Source organism: Alcaligenes faecalis (genome assembly GCF_041521385.1).
Classification (GTDB): domain Bacteria; phylum Pseudomonadota; class Gammaproteobacteria; order Burkholderiales; family Burkholderiaceae_B; genus Alcaligenes; species Alcaligenes faecalis_E.
In genome coordinates, this window is sequence record NZ_CP168006.1 from 804,915 (window position 1) to 822,453 (window position 17,539).

A 17,539-nucleotide genomic window follows, 5' to 3' on the forward strand; every position below is an offset into this window, starting at 1 on the left:
GGGGGCATCTGCCCCCAGTTCAAGACCTGCTTTCGTATTTTGCTGACCCAGCCCGCAAAAACCTTCCCTTGTCGCTATCGGGCTGATACCAGACGACTGGGCAACCAGCCTCCCAAATGCTGCACGGCCAGCCGACCCAAACCTTCAATCCATTGCGGGTCGTCATTCAGGCAAGGAATGTAATGGAATTCACGACCACCTTCTTCCAGAAAGGCATCACGGCATTCCACCTGTATCTCCTCCAGGGTTTCCAGGCAATCCGCCAGGAAACCAGGGCAAACGGCATCGACACGCCCTACCCCCTGCTTGCCCCACTCACGCAAGGTAGGCTCGGTGTACGGTTCCAGCCAACGCTGCGCACCAAAGCGGCTTTGAAAAGCCATATGCACTTCTACTGCAGGCTCATCAAGCGCCGCACGCAAGGCGTTGGCTGTCTCACGACAATCGCGGTAATACGGGTCACCCAACTCTACGCAGCGGCGTGGCAAACCATGAAAACTCAACAACAAACGCTCTGGCTTGCCATGTTCATCCCAATAACGACGAATCAGCGCCGCCAAAGGACCAATGTAATCCGGGTGGGTGTGATAGCGTTTGAGAAAACGCAGCTCGGGCTGATTGCGTTGTTTGCCCAGATGCGCGGCGACACAGTCAACCGCAGTGGCCGTGGTGCTGGCCGCATATTGCGGATACAGGGGCAAACTCAAAATCCGCTCGCAACCCGCTGCTTTCAATTTATCCAGACCACTGGCAATGGACGGGTTGCCATAACGCATGCCCAGCTCCACCTTCACATCGTGGCCTTGCGCTTGCAGCAACTCCTGCAGACCATCTGCCTGCGCCTGACTGTAAACCAGCAAGGGGGCACCTTGCGGCAGCCAGATGTCCTTGTAACGCGGCGCCAGTTTGCTGGGACGGCGCGGCAAGATGAACAGACGCAGAATAATCTGCCAGACCGGCTGCGGAATCTCAATAACCCGAGGATCGGACAGAAACTCGCCCAGATAACGTCGAATGGATGCCGCATCGGGCTGATCCGGTGTACCCAGATTGACCAGCAAAATACCGATGGGCCCGGCCTCGCGTACCGGAGCCTGATCATTGAGCATATCGGCGTCCTGCGCTTCGGGCAAATAAGGGGAAGCAAACAACTTGGGCATGATGATTAGTACGTTAAACAGCCAGGTTACCGTGAGCTCAACAATGAGCCGAAGGCTCAACCCTTAACTGGCAGAGTGATGACTCAAGGCATTGGACAATAGCCGTGCCGTAATGTCCACGATAGGAATCACACGATCATACGCCATCCGCGATGGCCCGATCACACCCAACGTGCCCACCACCTTGCCGTCCACGCCATACGGTGCGGTAATCACGGACACATCATCCAACGGCAAAAGCTGCGAATCCCCACCGATATAAATCTGTACACCATCGGCCTGGCTGGACACATCCAGCAAGTGCAGCAGATCGGTTTTTTTCTCGAACAGGGAAAACAAACGGCGTAAACGATCCATGTCCGCCACCATTTCCGAGACGTTCAGCAACTTGCTCTCGCCAGCGATCACCACGGCCTCTTCGCTGTCAGGCTGATGGCTGCCTACATCCACCGCTTGCTGCATCAGACGCGAAATGTCCGCCTGCAAAGAGCTAAGCTCCTGCGACAAGGCCAACTTGACCGACTCAAACGACAGGCCAGAAAAATGCTGATTGAAAAAGTTGCTGGCCTCGACCAACTCCTGCTCCAGGTAGTCGCGCGGCACAAACAGAATACGGTTTTGCACATCGCCGTCTGGTGTGACGATAATCAGCAACACCCGCTTGTCCGACAGGCGAATAAACTCAATCTGCCGGAAGGTCTGCGCTTTTTTGGGCGCCAGCACCACGCCGGCAAACTGCGACAGATTCGACAACAAGGCAGCGGCGGAACTGACTGCCCGGTTAGGTTCATCAAAAGGCAGATACTGGCCAAGGTTGCGGGCATCGGGCCGCTCGAACCGCTCTGCCGCCAACAGACGGTCCACAAACAAGCGGTAACCCTTGGGCGTGGGAATACGCCCCGCCGAGGTGTGCGGGCTGTGAATCAGTCCCAGGCCTTCCAGCTCGGCCATCACATTACGAATAGTGGCCGGAGAAAAATCAAAAACGGTCGATAAGGTACGAGACCCTACCGGCTGACCATCGGCGATGTAACGCTCGATCAGCACCTTCAACAAGGCATTTGCTCTGTCATCCATGTCGCGTACGTCACTTAAAAACACCAGCACTGCATGATAAAGGGGAGAATCTTACAGCCAAGCCTAGAGTGGCAACTCTATAATCCACTGATCGCCATTATTTCATTAATCTTAAGGTTTTCGCCCCATGCATTTCAAAACGGTTGCCATTGTTGGCAGATACCAGGACTCTGGCTTGGATGCCCCCATCCGATCGCTGGCCAACACCCTGGTCAACACTGGTTGCTCGGTGTTGCTTGAGGCCACAACCGCCCAGAATGCCGGTATTACCGAATTTCCCATCGGCGACTATGCCCAAATCGGCGAGTGTGCCGATCTGGCTATCGTGATGGGCGGCGATGGCACCATGATAGGCGCTGCTCGCGAATTAGCCCACAGCAAAGTCCCCCTGATCGGGATCAACCATGGTCGCCTGGGCTTTATTACCGACATTCCCTTGAATGACGCCAACGAAGCCTTGCTGAGCGTTCTGAAAGGCGAGTACGACGTGGAAGAGCGTTCCATGCTGGAAGGCCGCGTCGTGCGTGACGGGCAGGTGCTGTATTCAGGCGTGGCCTTGAACGATGTGGTCATCAACCGCGCCGGCCGTGGCGGCATGATCGAGCTGCGCGTAGAACTGGATGGCGTATTCATGTACCGCCAGCGTTCGGATGGCCTGATCATCTCCACGCCCACAGGTTCGACCGCCTATGCCCTGGCGGCCAGCGGCCCCTTGCTGCACCCATCCCTGAAAGCCTTTTTGCTGGTGCCTGTGGCACCGCAAACCCTGTCTAACCGACCCATCGTGCTACCCGACACAGGCACCTTGAACCTCACCATTACGGCGCTGAGCCGGGTGGAATCAGGAGGCAGCGTGCACTTTGACATGCAAACCTGGTCCGACTGTCAGCAGGGAGACCGCATTGATGTGCGTCGCTCCCAGGACACCATTCGCTTTATCCATCCCAAGGGCTACAGCTTTTTTTCCACTCTGCGCCAAAAACTGGGCTGGAATCACATCCCTTTGCCTAACGACGAAAACGAATAAACCTCTATGCTCCGTACCCTGCACGTTCGAGACTTTGTCATCGTGGATCAAGCCACGATTGATTTCGACACCGGCTTCACGGTTTTTTCCGGGGAGACCGGCGCTGGCAAATCCATCCTGATCGACGCGCTCTCCCTGGTTCTGGGGGCACGCGGCGATGCCAAAGCCATACGCGAAGGCTGCACACGCACCGAAGTCAGCGCACACTTCGATTGCGAACCGGACATTCAGAGCTGGCTCAGCGAGCGTGACTTTGATGTCTCGGACGAGCTGATCTTGCGTCGTCTGATTGACCTGCAAGGGCGCAACCGCAGCTACATCAACGGCAGCGCAGCCACCTTGACCCAGTTGCGCGAGCTGGGCGAATTGCTCGTGGATATTCACGGGCAGCACGCACATCAAAGCCTGATGAACCCTCAGAGCCAGTACGATTTACTCGATAGCCAAGGCGGCCATTTGCCACTGGCGCGCCAGGTGGCGCAGTCCTGGCAGCAATGGAGCCAGGCACGCAAAGCCGTCGAACAAGCCAGTCAAAGTGCCGAACAGGGCAAACGCGAACAGGAGCGCCTGGAATGGCAGATCAATGAGCTCTCCAGCCTGAATCTGCGTGCTGGGGAGTGGGACCAACTGCAACAAGAACATACCCGTCTGTCGCACGCTCAAGCCCTGATTGATGGCAGTGCGCTGGCCCTGACCGCTCTGGATGGCGAGGAAACCTCGGTACAGCAACTACTGGGCAAGGCCAGCCACGAAATGAACGCCCTGTTGCGCCATGACCCAGGCCTGCAAGCGATTGTGGATGCGCTGGAGTCGGCACAAATTGCCGTCACCGAAGCGGCTTCGGACCTGAACAGCTACTTGAGCGATATGGAGCTGGACCCGGAGCGCCTGGCTCAAGCAGAGGAGCGGGTGTCGGCCATTTTCAGCGCCGCCCGCAAATTGAAAGTAGAACCCGAGGAATTACCCAGCCTGCTGGAGACCTGGCAGGAACAGCTTGCACAGTTGCAGCAATCTTTTGATTTGGAAGCCCTGCAAGCCAAGGCTCAACAAGCGGAAAGACAGTATCAGGAACTGAGCGGCAAACTCAGCGCCGCAAGACGCAAAACCAGTGTGCAGCTTGGCAAACAAGTCAGCCAGGCCATGCAGTCCATGGCCATGCAAGGCGGTCGTTTTGAGGTCGCCCTGACCGCTTGCGCCCCTCAAGTCCACGGCGTCGAGCAAGTAGAGTTCCTGGTTGCAGGTCATGAAGGAGTCACACCGCGTCCGCTTGCCAAAGTGGCCTCTGGCGGCGAATTAGCCCGAATTTCCCTGGCGCTGTCTGTTATCGCCAGTCAAGCGGCTCGTGTACCTACCTTGATTTTTGATGAAGTGGATACCGGGGTGGGTGGCGCAGTGGCCGAAGTGGTCGGGCGTTTGTTGCAAGAGTTGGGGGCCCGTCACCAAGTCTTGTGCGTGACCCATCTTCCCCAAGTGGCTGCCTGTGGGAACCATCACCTGAAAGTCGAGAAAACAACCGAGCAAGGTCAGACTTTTTCCTCGATCCGCCCCTTGACGCAAGATGAACGGGTCGATGAGATTGCCCGTATGCTAGGTGGCCTGAAAATTACACAAACCACGCGTGAACATGCACAGGAAATGCTGGCGCGGCAGTAACAACACGTTTAAAACACAAACCAAACCACCAGTGCCTGTGGCAACTGGTGGTTTTTCTATATCCGGCTGTGATGCCCTACAACCCCGGATCTGACTGTTCTTTGAATTTTCAGGATGCCCCCTTGGCGATCCTGCCCCCAATCGTCAGATCCTGAACCTACGGGCCAGCAACAACCGGATTAACTACGCAAACCGGGCTTGACCTGCTTACCCGCTTCCGAACACTTGGGGCAAATACCGTAAAGCAACATCGTGTGGCTCTCCAGCACAAAACCGTGGTCTTGAGCGACCTGATGCTGACGGGCTTCGATATTGCTGTCGGTAAACTCTTCCACAGCGCCGCAGTTGGTGCAAATCAGGTGATCATGGTGATCACCATCGTTCAGTTCAAAGACGGCCTTGCCCCCGTCAAACTGGCTACGTACCAGAATCCCGGCTTGTTCAAACTGAGTCAACACACGGTATACCGTGGCCAAACCAATATCGACCTCTTCGGCAATGAGTAGACGGTAAACGTCTTCAGCACTCAGGTGTCGTTGACCGTCCTGATCGGAGCGGCGAAAAATGTCCAGAATCTTCAGGCGCGGGAACGTCGCCTTAAGCCCCATGTTCTTCAGTTCATTTTGATCGTTCATGGCTAAATTATCGCATCTTGATGGGGATGGATCTCAAGTCCGTTCTGGTTAAAAACCAGCTCGTCTTGAGGCGGTTCAACGCGCAATTCATGCGCTTTTTCCTAAACCCTTATATGATAACGATTTTATTCCTACTGGGGCATTTCGTGCAGAAGAAGGCCAATTCATTCACTCCTGTCATCCGCGCCGTACTCGCAGCCAGCCTGGCTGCCGCCGCCCTGAGCGCCTGCGGATCCTCCAAATGGGGCTTCCCATACCGCGCCGATATTCAGCAGGGGAACTGGATCACTGCAGAGCAAGTGGCCCGCCTGCAATCGGGGATGACTCGCGAACAGGTACGTTATCTGCTGGGCTCACCGACCTTGCAAGACATTTTCCACGCCGACCGTTGGGACTACCCCTACCTGAACCAGCCTGGCTACGGCAAGACCGAGCAGCGTACCTTCACCGTCTGGTTTGAAGGCGACACCCTGGTTCGCTGGCAAGGTGACGAACAACCTGACCGCCAACCCTTCGAGCGCAGCGATACCGGCAAAAAACAAACTCCGCCCCCCGCTGACGCCGAAAATGCAGCGCCAACGCCCAGCGTGAGCGGCAACCAGCCCACGCTTTAAGCTTTACGTTAAGGACACTGGATACATGCGCATTGCCATTGCTGGCGCAGACGGCCGTATGGGCCGTATGCTGATTGAAGCTGTTTTGAACAGTACCGACCTGACACTGACCGCCGCCTTGGACCACAGCGGCTCCAAAGCCATCGGCCAGGACGCAGGAGCCTTTCTGGGTAAAGACACAGGCCTCAAGATCACGGACGATTTGAACGCCCTGGCCCAAGCCGACTGCCTGATTGATTTCACCCGCCCCGAAGGTACCCTGGCTCATCTGGATGCCTGCGTCCAACACGGCACCCGCCTGGTGATTGGCACAACCGGCTTTTCTGAAGCAGAGAAACAACAGATTCTGGCGGCTGGCCGCGAGATTGCCATTGTCTTTGCTCCGAACATGAGCGTAGGCGTCAATGCCACCCTGAAATTGATTGAAATGGCGGCTGCCTTGCTGAACCAAGGCTACGACGCCGAGGTGTTTGAAGCCCACCACCGCAACAAGGTGGATGCACCATCGGGCACGGCCTTGGCCATGGGTGAAGCCATCGCCAAGACCTGGGGCGAGTCCCTGAACGATGTGGCCGACTGGGCCCGTCACGGCCACACCGGTGCCCGTCAGGATGGCCGCATTGGTTTTTCCGTCGTCCGTGGTGGCGACATTGTGGGCGATCACACCGTGTTTTTCTGCGGCGAAGGCGAACGCATCGAGATCTCGCACCGCTCCAGCAGCCGTGCCGGTTATGCCAATGGCAGCCTGCGTGCCGCCCGTTTCCTGGGCGATAAAAGCACTGGCCTGTACACCATGCAGGACGTGCTGGGGCTGTAAGTTCCTGACTTGCCAATACTTTGCCAAAAAGCCGGCTCGAAAGCCGGCTTTTTGACGCTGTACCACATCAAGCCAGTTGACCTTCTTTTTCTCTAATTGGCAGCCTGCCAGAATTCCAGAGAGAAAATCAACAGACCTGAACAGATACTCCCTTCGCCAACATCACTCGATACCTCCGCGATCGGCTGTTTCTGAACACACACCCAGCAGCAGGCATTTCATCTTGAATATCAGTACATATTCAAAAAGAAATACCGAATACAATCACAGCCAACGATACAAAAGCAGTCACAAAGCTGCATTGCCCCCACGGAGACACTCAATGAATATCCCCTCCTCCTCGGATGACATGTTGCTGGCAACCCAGGCGTTTCAGGCATTTCGTCATTTATTGGCGACCGGACAGGTACGTGCGGGGCAGATGGTGTCGATGGCGGAGCTGATGAAATTAAGCGACTTTCCACTGGCTCCGGTGCGCGAGGCCGTCAAGCGCGCGGCGGCTGCCGGGCTGGTTTCTATCCTGCCCAAGCGGGGAGTGCTGGTTCTGGAGGCAACCACGGAAGCACTACGGGAATGCTTTCAATTGCGCTGTGTCTTCGATCAGGAAGGAGCCAGGATATTGGCAAGCTGTGCCACGCCGCCCGCACTGGAGGGCTTGCGGGACAAACACGAGAAAATTCTGGAACAAGCGCAAAGCGGCCTTGTCACCACGTCCCTGCAGATTCAGGCCATGGAAGTGGACTGGGCCTTGCATCGTTATCTGGCACAGGCACTGCAAAACCGCTCGGCGATGACGATTTACGAAGAAAACTGTGATCGCATCAATGTGCTGCAGCACTCGCGCCGCCCATTGCCCGAGCGCATCGTGCCCGCCATGAAAGAGCATTTACACATTCTGGATATGCTTCAGGCAGGCAATCCCGAAGCAGCGATGGAGGCCGTGCGCCACCATCTGGCACAAACGCTGCGATGGTGGGGTGCGGTCGACGCTTAATTCACCATCACGGGCTCTTGTTCCAGCTCCACGCCGAAACGCTCCCGAACAGAGCCCCGAATCGCTTGGGCCAGACGTTCGATATCATGGGCCGTCCCGCCGCCATGATTCACCAGCACCAAAGCCTGACGATCATGCACGCCCACGGCGCCATCGCGCTTGCCTTTCCAGCCACACTGGTCAATCAACCAGCCTGCTGCTAACTTGCATTGGCCTTGCCCAACCTCATAAGAAACCAAATTGGGCCATTGCTGCTTCAAGGCATCACGCTGCTCGGTCTGCACCACAGGATTCTTGAAGAAACTGCCCGCATTACCCAAAACACGAGGGTCAGGCAATTTTTGACGACGAATCTCGCAAACCGCATCAAAAATACGTTGAGGATCTGGCTCCCCCGCCCAGTGAGCTTGCTTATTAAGATCGGGATACTCCAGCACCGGCGTCCACTGACGCGGCAAGGCAAAGCGCACGGCCAGAATCAACCAGCTACCGGCTGGATCGTGCTTGAAGCGGCTGTCCCTATAGGCAAAGCCGCACTCGGCCGCAGACAGTTCCACCTCTTTACCCTCTTTAAAGCTCCAGGCCAGTACGCTGTGCACCCGCTGCTCCAGCTCCAGACCATAAGCACCAATATTCTGAACCGGAGCCGCGCCCACCGTACCAGGAATCAACGCCAGATTTTCCAGACCAGGCCAGCCCTGCCTCAAGCAATACTGCACAAAGTCATGCCAGCACTCGCCTGCCTGCGCTTCCACAATATAGGCATCATCTCGCTCTTGCAGTAAACGGACCCCTTTGTTTTCGACCTTGATCACCAGGGCATCCACTTGTTCGGCCAGCACCACATTGCTGCCACCGCCCAGCACAAAGACTCGCTCCCCCTGCTCCACCAACATGTGCAAGACAGGTAGCTGGGTAACATGGTCATACACCACCAGGTCGCGCGCGCGGCTGCCCAAACCCAAGGTATTAAAAGAGCTCAAATCCACATTACGCTGCCTGTCCACGGCCTTGTCTCACGATCAAAGAAAGCAGTAAGCATAGCTCGGACAGCCTGTTTTCCGGAAAAATTTACAGAATCTATTGACAAGCTTGTTTTCTGCAGTTTATAGTTACGTTCTTGCTTAGCGCAGCGTCGGTTTCGCAGCAAAAGCAGTTTAAAAATAGGCAAGTTTGTTAGGCAGTACAGATAAAAAGCACAAGCGATCAAAAGCGTAAGCAAAATATCAAAACCACTTGACAAACAAATATAGCCACTCTAAACTAGCTTTCTTTACTTAATAAGCAAAAGCTAATAAGTAAATCGCTGACAACAGATTCAATCTGCACAGCAAAATGCGGGAGTAGCTCAGTTGGTAGAGCGCAACCTTGCCAAGGTTGAGGTCGCGAGTTCGAGACTCGTCTCCCGCTCCAGATTCCTAAGGGAAGCCTAGGCTTCCCTTTTTAATCGACCACGGCGCAATGGCAGAGTGGTTATGCAGCGGATTGCAAATCCGTCTAGGTCGGTTCGATTCCGGCTTGCGCCTCCAGTAATTCTGGTCACAAGTCGGTAGTGCAGTAAAAAATGCGGGAGTAGCTCAGTTGGTAGAGCGCAACCTTGCCAAGGTTGAGGTCGCGAGTTCGAGACTCGTCTCCCGCTCCAAATTCAAAAAGCCCAAACTTCAGTTTGGGCTTTTTTTCGTCCTGCCCTTTCCCTTCCCCCCTCCGTTTCACCCACGTGCCACCGCAACGACGGCCTGCTGCTGCCTGCTTATTACGTATAAGCACCTACGTATAGATAAGACAACACGGCCCTCCTAGGGGTATAACTGTCTGTAAAGTGCGGTTACATAGAACAAGCCGGGAGGCACCATCCTCCAACCATAAACGTAATCGATACGGCCCCCAGTGATTGATTATTTTTACAGCTTAATCTATGGAGTACAGGACACTATGAAATCCCTCTCCTCCCCGGTACCTGTCGAAGAAGATCATCGCCTACGCCTCCTGGCAGAGTACAAACTGCTGGACACCCCTCCTACAGAGGAGTTTGACCAACTCGTTAACTTAGCAGCCAGACTATTCAAAGTACCGATCGCTCTGATCTCACTGATCGATAGGGATCGACAGTTTTTCAAGGCACGGGTTGGTATTGATATACGCGAAACAAGGCGGGCGGATTCGTTTTGCACGAATACCATCCTGTCCAATGACATTTTGCTTGTCCCAGACACCCTGAACGCCCCCCACTTTGCCCCCAACCCGTTCGTCACTCACCCGCCATACGTTCGCTTCTACGCAGGAAAACCACTACTGGCCCCAACGGGGGAGCGATTGGGCACGGTATGCCTGATGGATACCAAGCCGCGTCATGCCTTCACCGAAAATGATCGTGCCAACCTTTCCGACCTGGCAACCCTGGTGATGGCACGAATGGAAGCGCACCGCCTAGAACACACTCAATCCGTTGGCAAAGCCCGTTTTGAAAACATCGCAGCCACCTCTCCCGATGCCATCATCTGCTCTGACGAACATGGCCGCATCACGTTCTGGAATCGCTCTGCTGAGAAAATCTTTGGCTATTTAGCACACGAGACCCTTAACCAGCCAGGATCGATTATTTTGCCCGACAACTGGCGTAAGGTTTACGAAGCAGAGCTTTTACGCTTGCAACAGGGCGAGCGAATGAAACTTGCTGACCGCACGATCGAACTATCCGCTTTGCGTAAGGATGGAACGGAGTTCCCGGCAGAGTTCTCATTATCGACCTGGATTGAAGCAGACTCCACCCATATCGGTGCCATTGTGCGGGACATCACGGAGCGACGGCATCATGAAGAAAGGCTATTCCAGCTAGCCTCGCTAGACTCCCTTACCAACCTCGCCAGTCGGGAAATATGGCGGGCACGCCTTGCCCAAACACTGGCCGACGAAACCCCTGCAACCATCTTGTTGATTGAGCTGGACGACTTCAAGGAAATCAACGATACCTTCGGGCACGCGGCAGGCGATGCCGCCCTCAAACACATCGCCCAGCATATAAAGTCGACCTTTCCGAACGCCATTAAACTTGCTCGATTCGGTGGTGACGAGTTTGTCGCCTTGCTACCCGGGAACGACGTACAGGCAGCGCAACGCGCCGCACAAACATTGATCAACACCGTTACAACACCCTTTACCTTTACCGGCCAGTCTTTTGAAACCAATATCAGCATTGGCGTGGTTCTCGCTCCAATGCACGGTACCAGCGCCGAGGATATTCTGAGCGCAGCCGATCTGGCACTCCATAAAGCAAAATCAGCCGGCAAAAGGTACTACGAGGTATTCTCCCCGACCTTGCGCAAGGTCGCTGTCGCACGCAGATCGTTCGAGCGAGAATTACGCCTGGCTTTTGAGAACGGTGAGTTTGAGCTCTTCTACCAAGCCCAAGTATCAGCACACACCAGGCTGCTGACCGGAGCAGAAGCACTGATTCGGTGGAACCACCCCACAAGAGGTCTGTTAACCCCGGTCTCTTTTATTGATGTGCTCAACGAAAAGCAATCTGCGCCTGCGATAGGAGAATGGATACTACACACGGCCTGCCGTCAGGCCGTTGGCTGGCAAGCGACTATCCCGGATTTTCGTATTGGCGTAAACCTGTTCGAGGCGCAACTACGTACCAATCGCCTGCTCTCTACAGTCAGCTCCCTACTGGCTGAAACAGGTCTGCCGGCCAGTTCCCTCGAACTGGAGATTGTGGAAACCTCCTTTCTTCGCAATGAAGCAGTCACAAAAAAACTATTTCATAACTTACGCGACATCGGCGTGGGGCTGGCCTTCGACGACTACGGGACAGGCTACGCATCATTAAGTTTGCTCAAAACCTATCCGGTCAGCCGTCTAAAAATCGACCGATCGTTCATCCGCCATGTCTGCGAAAATACCGGAAGTGCTGCACTGGTCAAGGCCATTATCTACTTGGCCAAAAACTTTGACCTGGATGTCATTGCAGAAGGCGTGGAAACGGAAGAGCAAATCCTATTCCTTAAAAATAATAAATGCCTGGAAGTACAAGGCTATCTTTTTGGAAGACCTGTCTCGGCAGAAACATTCACAGCGCAATTTGTCGAGCACAAGGGTCCGCTCAACGTTCCACACGCCAGGCAACAAGCCAGCACAGCATCCACCGCACAAGGCATGGCTGACAGAGATGGCCCTTGATCTTGGTATCGCTGTCTTTTAAGGAAACAATCGGAATACTTCATCTCGCCGGATACTGCCCTTCATGACACCCCAAACTGCCATCCGAATGGCTGACTACAACAGCCAAATGAACCGTCGTCTTTATCAGGCCGCAGCTCGCTTGTCCCCAGAACAACTGCATCAAGACCGTGGCGCCTTCTTTGGTTCGCTGTTCAAGACCATGATGCACATGGCGGTTGGGGACACCATCTGGTTGCACCGCTTTGCCCAGCATCCTGATGCTCACGCCTTGCACGAAGCAATTGGAGCATTTTCCAAACCGCTTGCACTGGACCAGCAGTTGTTCGACACCTTGGCGGAACTGGATCAGTACCGTCGCACACTGGATCTGATCATTACTGCTTGGGCGGCCACGCTGACACCGGAACAACTGGGCCAAACGCTACGCTATCGCAATATGGCGGGCCAGAGCATGGAGAAGGATTTTGCACTTTTGGTGACGCACTTTTTTAATCACCAGACTCACCATCGCGGTCAAGCCAGCACCTTGTTGTATCAAGCGGGTGTCGATATTGGGGTGACTGATTTAATGGCTTTGGTGTCCTGAATTTTGTAGCTCGCCGGCTTCAAGGCAAACGGACAGCACTGTTCTTGTCGCTCAAGGGCCGCAAGATTTCTATGTCTGAGATAGCGCAACTCAAGTATCCGCTTCCAATGAATAAAGCCTGCCTGTCATCGCCAAGCAGGCTTTTGTATCAAGCAATCCTGCCTGCTCATTTCACCCTTAATACTGCGCCCGCAAGGACAGCATCACGTTCTGTGGTGCCCCGTACCAGCCCTGGTTATAAAACCCGATCTGCGAGTAATACTTTTTATCGAACAGGTTGTTCACATTCAAGGTGGCCGAAACGCGCTTGTTGAAGTCATAGCTTGCCATCAGATTCACGATGGCATAGCTGCCCTGCTCCACATTCACCACTTTGCGGCCGGGTGCCGTGGCGTTTTGATACATGCGATTTTGCCAATCAATACCGCCACCAACGGTCAGCCCTTGCCAGTCCCCTGACAAGCGATAGGTGGTGTAGAGCTTGAACAAGGTACGCGGCTTGCTGGTATTGATAGGTTTGCCTTTCGCATCCTTGGCGGTAAAGGTCGTCAAACTCGTGGCCAGATTCCAGCCCGGCATCAGTTCGCCGCCCAACTCCAGCTCTACCCCTTCTACCTTGGCTCCCGACACCGGGCGGTAAGCAGGCGTATTGGGGGGTGCGCCAATCACATTATTGCCTGTGGCTTCCGCCAAATTGTCCTGCCGCGTCTGAAACAGGGACAGTGCCCCATTAAGTCGGCCATCCATCCATGCCGCTTTCAAGCCCAACTCATAGCTTTTACCGGTAATCGGTGCCAGGATTACACCCTGTTCGTCACGGGCATTCTGTGGCTTGAATATCTCGGTATAGCTGGCGTAGGCGGTATAGGTATCATCAAAGTCATAGATCAGACCGGCATAGGGGATGAACTCGTTACGATGACGATACTGGCGCTTGGAACCGAAGTACGTCTGATCGGTTTCCCAATTGCTCAGCCGCCCCCCCACCATCAAGCGCAAACGATCGCTCAAGGCAAAACGACCAACGGCATAGGCACCGGACTGTTTGTTATCCGTGTCATCAGCCTGGGATGGTTCACTTGACCAGTTCGGCTCTGGCTCTTGACCTGGCTGATAGAAACTGGCCGCTGCGGCCAACGGTGGCACGGCCCGATACTGCGGGAAAGAGACGCGATCCTGAGACATCATCCAGCCCACCGAGAACTCGTGCTCTTTGCCAAACAAGGTAAATGGCCCGGACAAGGATGCGTTCAAGGCCTTGCGGCGTACATCCCCCTCGTAATAAGAGTAAGAGTTCGATGTACCCAGCCCTGTTTCCCGATCCGGATACCCACCCCGAAACAGGTTCTTCATGAAAGCATCGGTGTAGGACTGGTTATAGCTCAAACGCAAGCTCAAGTTATTCTCGAACCGGTGACTCAAATCCACAAAACCCGTTGTCGTATTGTTCTCGATGCGTGACCAGTCTGTATTGTTGGAAATCGAACGCTTGAAATCCGTGCGAGAGCCATCGCTATAGAACAACGGAAAGCCACTGCCAAAACCATTATTGGAGCTGGACTGATAGGCAACGCCCCCTGTCAACTCCATGCCGGGCATCAAATCTGCAGTGACCACGCCATATAAGGTACGGGTGTTAGTATCCTGCAAATCGGTATAGCTATTGGCCTTGCCATAGGCTCCTACGATACGACCACGGATACGACCATCTTTCGTGATCGGGGTAGACACATCCGCGTACCCACGCACAAAATCCCAACTTCCGACGCTGATCCCCCCCGATGCGGCAAAGTCCCGCAAAGGACGTTTGCGCACATAGTTGACGGCTGCCGAGGGGTTACCGGCCCCCGTCATCAAGCCGGTTGCTCCACGCACCACTTCAAGCCGGTCAAAAACAACCAGATCCAGATTGCTCTCGCCAAAGGCCCAGGGCGATAAAACAGGCTGCGTCAAACCATCAAACTGATAGTTGTCGATACCAAAACCACGCGAGGAAAAGGAATAACGATTGGTATCGCTGCGTGTCACAGAAATACCTGGCGCGCTTTGCAAGGCATCCGCCGTCGTCTGCAAGCCGCGATCATCCATCATTTTTCGGGTGACCACGCTGACTGATTGCGGCGTCTCCTTAATAGAAAGAGACAGCCCTGTCGCCGTACTCATGGCCTGGGTGGTGTAGGAGGGATCGGTTTCCGTCACGCCGGGATCACGATTGCCCTTGATCGTAATGGTGGACAGCTCCACAGGCGCATCAGCCGCCGTATCCTGCGCCCAGGCAGGGCTGCCAGCAGCAGCCAGCAACATGGCGGAACGAGTGACAGGGGCAAGCAAGCGCAGTCTTGAACGAGCGAAATTGGTGGAAACAGCAGGCATGAACAAGGATCTCAGGACAGGTTTTAGATGCGAACAATTATCATCTACAGAATTTGCACAAGCGTATCCCTAAACGCAAAAACCCTATTCCAAATATCAGTCCTGCCGGTTTCCTTCTAGGCAGGGGATCGATCAGCGCGCTGTTGCAGCCAAAACCAGCTAACGGCACTGAACACAACGCAGATCAACATGGCGGCTGACATCCGCAAGGGCTGGCCATAAACCCACGGCACCAACCAGCCACTGACAACCGAAAAGGTGGCCATCTGACAAAAGCCCAATAGGGAAGCCGCCAGCCCTGCCCGACTGGGCACTTGGGCCAAAATACGCATGGTCACGACCGGCATCAACATAGCCAGACCGGCGGTGAAAAAGGCAGGAAGCAACACCGCCCACGGCAAGGCAGGATGCGCAGCCTTGGCCAGATACCCGGTATAGGCAGCGCAACTGGCCAGCATCAAGCCATAAGCGCAGTGAATGATCCTGATGTCTCCCCAATACCGTACAAGATGAGCAGAAGCCAAAGCCCCCAACATGGCCCCGAGCACCAAAGGAACAAACAGCACGGCAAAGGCGGTTTCAGGCAAGTTCAAGGTATGAGAGATGAAATCCGGGGCGGCGCCAATCAAAAAAGCCTGAGCCCCGATCAACAAACTTAAGGCCAGACTCATGCCCATGAAAGGCACACTACCTAGCAATTGCGTCATGTCGCTACGCAACTGGCGCCAAACCAAAGGTTGACGCTGACTGCTGGGCAAGGTTTCAGGCAAGCGACGCAGGCACAAATAGCACGCTGCAATCGCCAGGGCGGCCAGCATCCAGAACACAGAGCGCCAACCCAAAAGCGCAATCAATTGCCCACCCACAATCGGTGCCAATGCGGGCGAGACATTAAAGACCACAACGATATAAGACAGCGTCCGTTGCGCCTGCTCACCTTGATAGCAATCACGCACCATGGCTTGACCGATCACCAAGCCCGCTCCGGCTGACAAGCCCTGCAGTACCCGAGCAACCAGGAGCCAATCCATGCTGGGTGCCAAGGCCGCCATCACCGAGCCCGTGATATACACCGCCAGAGACGCAACAATCACGGGCTTGCGCCCCCAGGCATCGGACAAAGTGCCATGCAGCAGCAACATCGCCGCATAGGCAAACATATACACACCCAGGGTCTGCTGCACGCTTTCGGGCGGCACCTGAAACTCGCGCTCCAACGCGCTGAAAGCAGGTAAATAGGCGTCAATCGTGGCCGGTGCTACGCAGGCCAGCAGGCCCAGAATCAGCACCATCAAGGGATACGGGGGAAGCGAAGAAGGCAACACAGCTCTGTCTGAAATAAAAAAACAAACCCGCATAGGGGAGGTCTATTTCAGGATGGACCAGGCGCGCCAGCGTGGGGAATGGCAAACGCCTAAAGAGCTTTGAACAATGACAGAGCTGGCCGCCTCAATTCAATTCGCTGGGCGCAATCCCGTAGCGTTCACGAAAGGCCGTGGCAAAGTTGGTGGCATGGCGATAGCCCACAAAGTGAGCCGCCTGCTGCACGCTCCAGCCCTGAGCCAGATAATCGCGTGCCAGCTCCAGACGACGCTCACGCAACCAGCCAAACACAGAGCTTTGGTAAGTGGCCTGAAACTTCACCCGCAAGGTGCTCGGGCTCATGCAGGCCAGCTTGGCCAGATCCGCCAAGGTATGGTCCTCACCCGGTGCGTTGTACAAGCGTTCACGCACACGCTCCAGTAGCTGTCGGTCACGGGCCGTAGCTGGCGATTCTTTGGCTGGCTTGGAACTCAACCCATCCAGTGCGTGAGCCAGCACTTGCAGGCTGACACCTTCCAGCAGCAAATCGTAGGTAGCCCCCTGCCAGGGGCTGTCTATCAACTGTTCAAGCGTGTTGAGCAAATGCGGCGGGACCGTCCACTTCTGCATGCACAGTCCGGACGGACCCATCAGTTTGGACAGGGTGTCGCCCAAGCGCGAGTCGCCCACGCTTTCTGCTGAACGCAAAGTGAGGTTAATGCAGCGCAAACGCTGTCCGGCCGGGTGTATCCCGGTCAACGCGACCGATTCGCTATGCGCAATACTGACGCCACTTTGCGCGACCAGGCTCAGTTGATTCTGACTGGCCAGGCGAGCGTGTGCCCGGCCTTGCAGCATCACAATGGCAGAGAACTGCGGCGCGCTGACGGAACTGGACTCGTAGTGATGGTGCGTGACGATATCCGACAACACCAGTTTGATACCCGGCCTGACCTCGTGTTCCTGTACACGCCCTTCAGCGATGCAAAGCTGTTCCCTATCCCGATCTGGGCCGGCATAGTGAGGCAAACGATAGTGAAAGCCTGCCGGACTACCGAGTCGATCAAAGTCCGATACTGTAAATCTGATCATAGGAATGTAGGGGAAAACAGCGTC

Annotated in this window: 14 protein-coding genes and 3 tRNA genes; 10 read left to right on the forward strand and 7 right to left on the reverse strand. The window is 55.1% G+C overall.

Going from position 1 to position 17,539, the window contains the following annotated elements:
- Window positions 1-74: 74 nt before the first annotated feature.
- Window positions 75-1,160, reverse strand: a complete 1,086-nt coding sequence (gene hemH, locus ACDI13_RS03845; RefSeq protein ID WP_316990542.1) for a ferrochelatase — start codon at window positions 1,158-1,160, stop codon at window positions 75-77.
- Between the two features lie 63 nt (window positions 1,161-1,223).
- On the reverse strand, window positions 1,224-2,237 hold the full coding sequence (gene hrcA / locus ACDI13_RS03850; RefSeq protein ID WP_316990543.1) for a heat-inducible transcriptional repressor HrcA: 1,014 nt from the start codon (window positions 2,235-2,237) through the stop codon (window positions 1,224-1,226).
- 127 nt (window positions 2,238-2,364) lie between these two features.
- Here hrcA and ACDI13_RS03855 point away from each other — a divergent pair, with 127 nt between their 5' ends.
- Both ACDI13_RS03855 and recN read left to right on the forward strand, forming a co-directional pair.
- On the forward strand, window positions 2,365-3,264 hold the full coding sequence (locus tag ACDI13_RS03855; RefSeq protein ID WP_316990544.1) for an NAD kinase: 900 nt from the start codon (window positions 2,365-2,367) through the stop codon (window positions 3,262-3,264).
- Window positions 3,265-3,270: 6 nt separating this feature from the next.
- Window positions 3,271-4,917, forward strand: coding sequence for a DNA repair protein RecN (gene recN / locus ACDI13_RS03860; RefSeq protein ID WP_316990545.1), 1,647 nt, complete (start codon window positions 3,271-3,273; stop codon window positions 4,915-4,917).
- A gap of 179 nt (window positions 4,918-5,096) precedes the next feature.
- On the opposite strand, the gene fur is transcribed toward recN, so the two are convergent.
- Window positions 5,097-5,552, reverse strand: a complete 456-nt coding sequence (gene fur / locus ACDI13_RS03865; RefSeq protein WP_316990546.1) for a ferric iron uptake transcriptional regulator — start codon at window positions 5,550-5,552, stop codon at window positions 5,097-5,099.
- A gap of 113 nt (window positions 5,553-5,665) precedes the next feature.
- Here fur and ACDI13_RS03870 point away from each other — a divergent pair, with 113 nt between their 5' ends.
- From ACDI13_RS03870 to ACDI13_RS03880, 3 genes are all read left to right on the forward strand, one after another.
- On the forward strand, window positions 5,666-6,166 hold the full coding sequence (locus ACDI13_RS03870; RefSeq protein ID WP_372372732.1) for an outer membrane protein assembly factor BamE: 501 nt from the start codon (window positions 5,666-5,668) through the stop codon (window positions 6,164-6,166).
- A 25-nt stretch (window positions 6,167-6,191) separates the two neighbouring features.
- Window positions 6,192-6,983: a 4-hydroxy-tetrahydrodipicolinate reductase gene (gene dapB, locus ACDI13_RS03875; RefSeq protein ID WP_316990354.1), complete on the forward strand. Its 792-nt coding sequence runs from the start codon at window positions 6,192-6,194 to the stop codon at window positions 6,981-6,983.
- Window positions 6,984-7,305: 322 nt separating this feature from the next.
- Window positions 7,306-7,977 (forward strand): GntR family transcriptional regulator, encoded by a 672-nt coding sequence (locus tag ACDI13_RS03880; RefSeq protein WP_316990353.1) that lies wholly within the window; start codon window positions 7,306-7,308, stop codon window positions 7,975-7,977.
- On the opposite strand, the gene murB is transcribed toward ACDI13_RS03880, so the two are convergent.
- Window positions 7,974-8,984 (reverse strand): UDP-N-acetylmuramate dehydrogenase, encoded by a 1,011-nt coding sequence (gene murB / locus ACDI13_RS03885; RefSeq protein WP_316990352.1) that lies wholly within the window; start codon window positions 8,982-8,984, stop codon window positions 7,974-7,976. The genes ACDI13_RS03880 and murB overlap by 4 nt on opposite strands.
- 330 nt (window positions 8,985-9,314) lie before the next feature.
- Between murB and ACDI13_RS03890 the strand changes: the two genes are divergently transcribed.
- The 5 genes from ACDI13_RS03890 (at window position 9,315) to ACDI13_RS03910 (ending at window position 12,748) form a co-directional block, all read left to right on the forward strand.
- Window positions 9,315-9,390: transfer RNA gene (locus ACDI13_RS03890), tRNA-Gly, on the forward strand.
- A 42-nt stretch (window positions 9,391-9,432) separates the two neighbouring features.
- Window positions 9,433-9,506 (forward strand) — tRNA-Cys (locus tag ACDI13_RS03895).
- A gap of 37 nt (window positions 9,507-9,543) precedes the next feature.
- Window positions 9,544-9,619: transfer RNA gene (locus ACDI13_RS03900), tRNA-Gly, on the forward strand.
- A gap of 290 nt (window positions 9,620-9,909) precedes the next feature.
- The gene (locus ACDI13_RS03905; RefSeq protein WP_316990351.1) at window positions 9,910-12,159 is read left to right on the forward strand and encodes an EAL domain-containing protein; all 2,250 of its coding nucleotides are present in this window, start codon (window positions 9,910-9,912) and stop codon (window positions 12,157-12,159) included.
- Between the two features lie 64 nt (window positions 12,160-12,223).
- Entirely contained in the window at window positions 12,224-12,748 is a 525-nt protein-coding gene (locus tag ACDI13_RS03910) for a DinB family protein (RefSeq protein ID WP_316990350.1), read from the forward strand.
- 177 nt (window positions 12,749-12,925) lie between these two features.
- Here ACDI13_RS03910 and ACDI13_RS03915 read toward each other — a convergent pair whose 3' ends face one another.
- The 3 genes from ACDI13_RS03915 to ACDI13_RS03925 form a co-directional block, all read right to left on the reverse strand.
- The gene (locus ACDI13_RS03915) at window positions 12,926-15,121 is read right to left on the reverse strand and encodes a TonB-dependent siderophore receptor (RefSeq protein WP_316990349.1); all 2,196 of its coding nucleotides are present in this window, start codon (window positions 15,119-15,121) and stop codon (window positions 12,926-12,928) included.
- 116 nt (window positions 15,122-15,237) lie between these two features.
- A complete protein-coding gene (locus ACDI13_RS03920; RefSeq protein WP_316990356.1) occupies window positions 15,238-16,413 on the reverse strand; it encodes a multidrug effflux MFS transporter in 1,176 nt (391 codons plus the stop codon).
- 157 nt (window positions 16,414-16,570) lie between these two features.
- A complete protein-coding gene (locus ACDI13_RS03925) occupies window positions 16,571-17,515 on the reverse strand; it encodes a helix-turn-helix transcriptional regulator (RefSeq protein WP_316990348.1) in 945 nt (314 codons plus the stop codon).
- Window positions 17,516-17,539 lie beyond the last annotated feature (24 nt).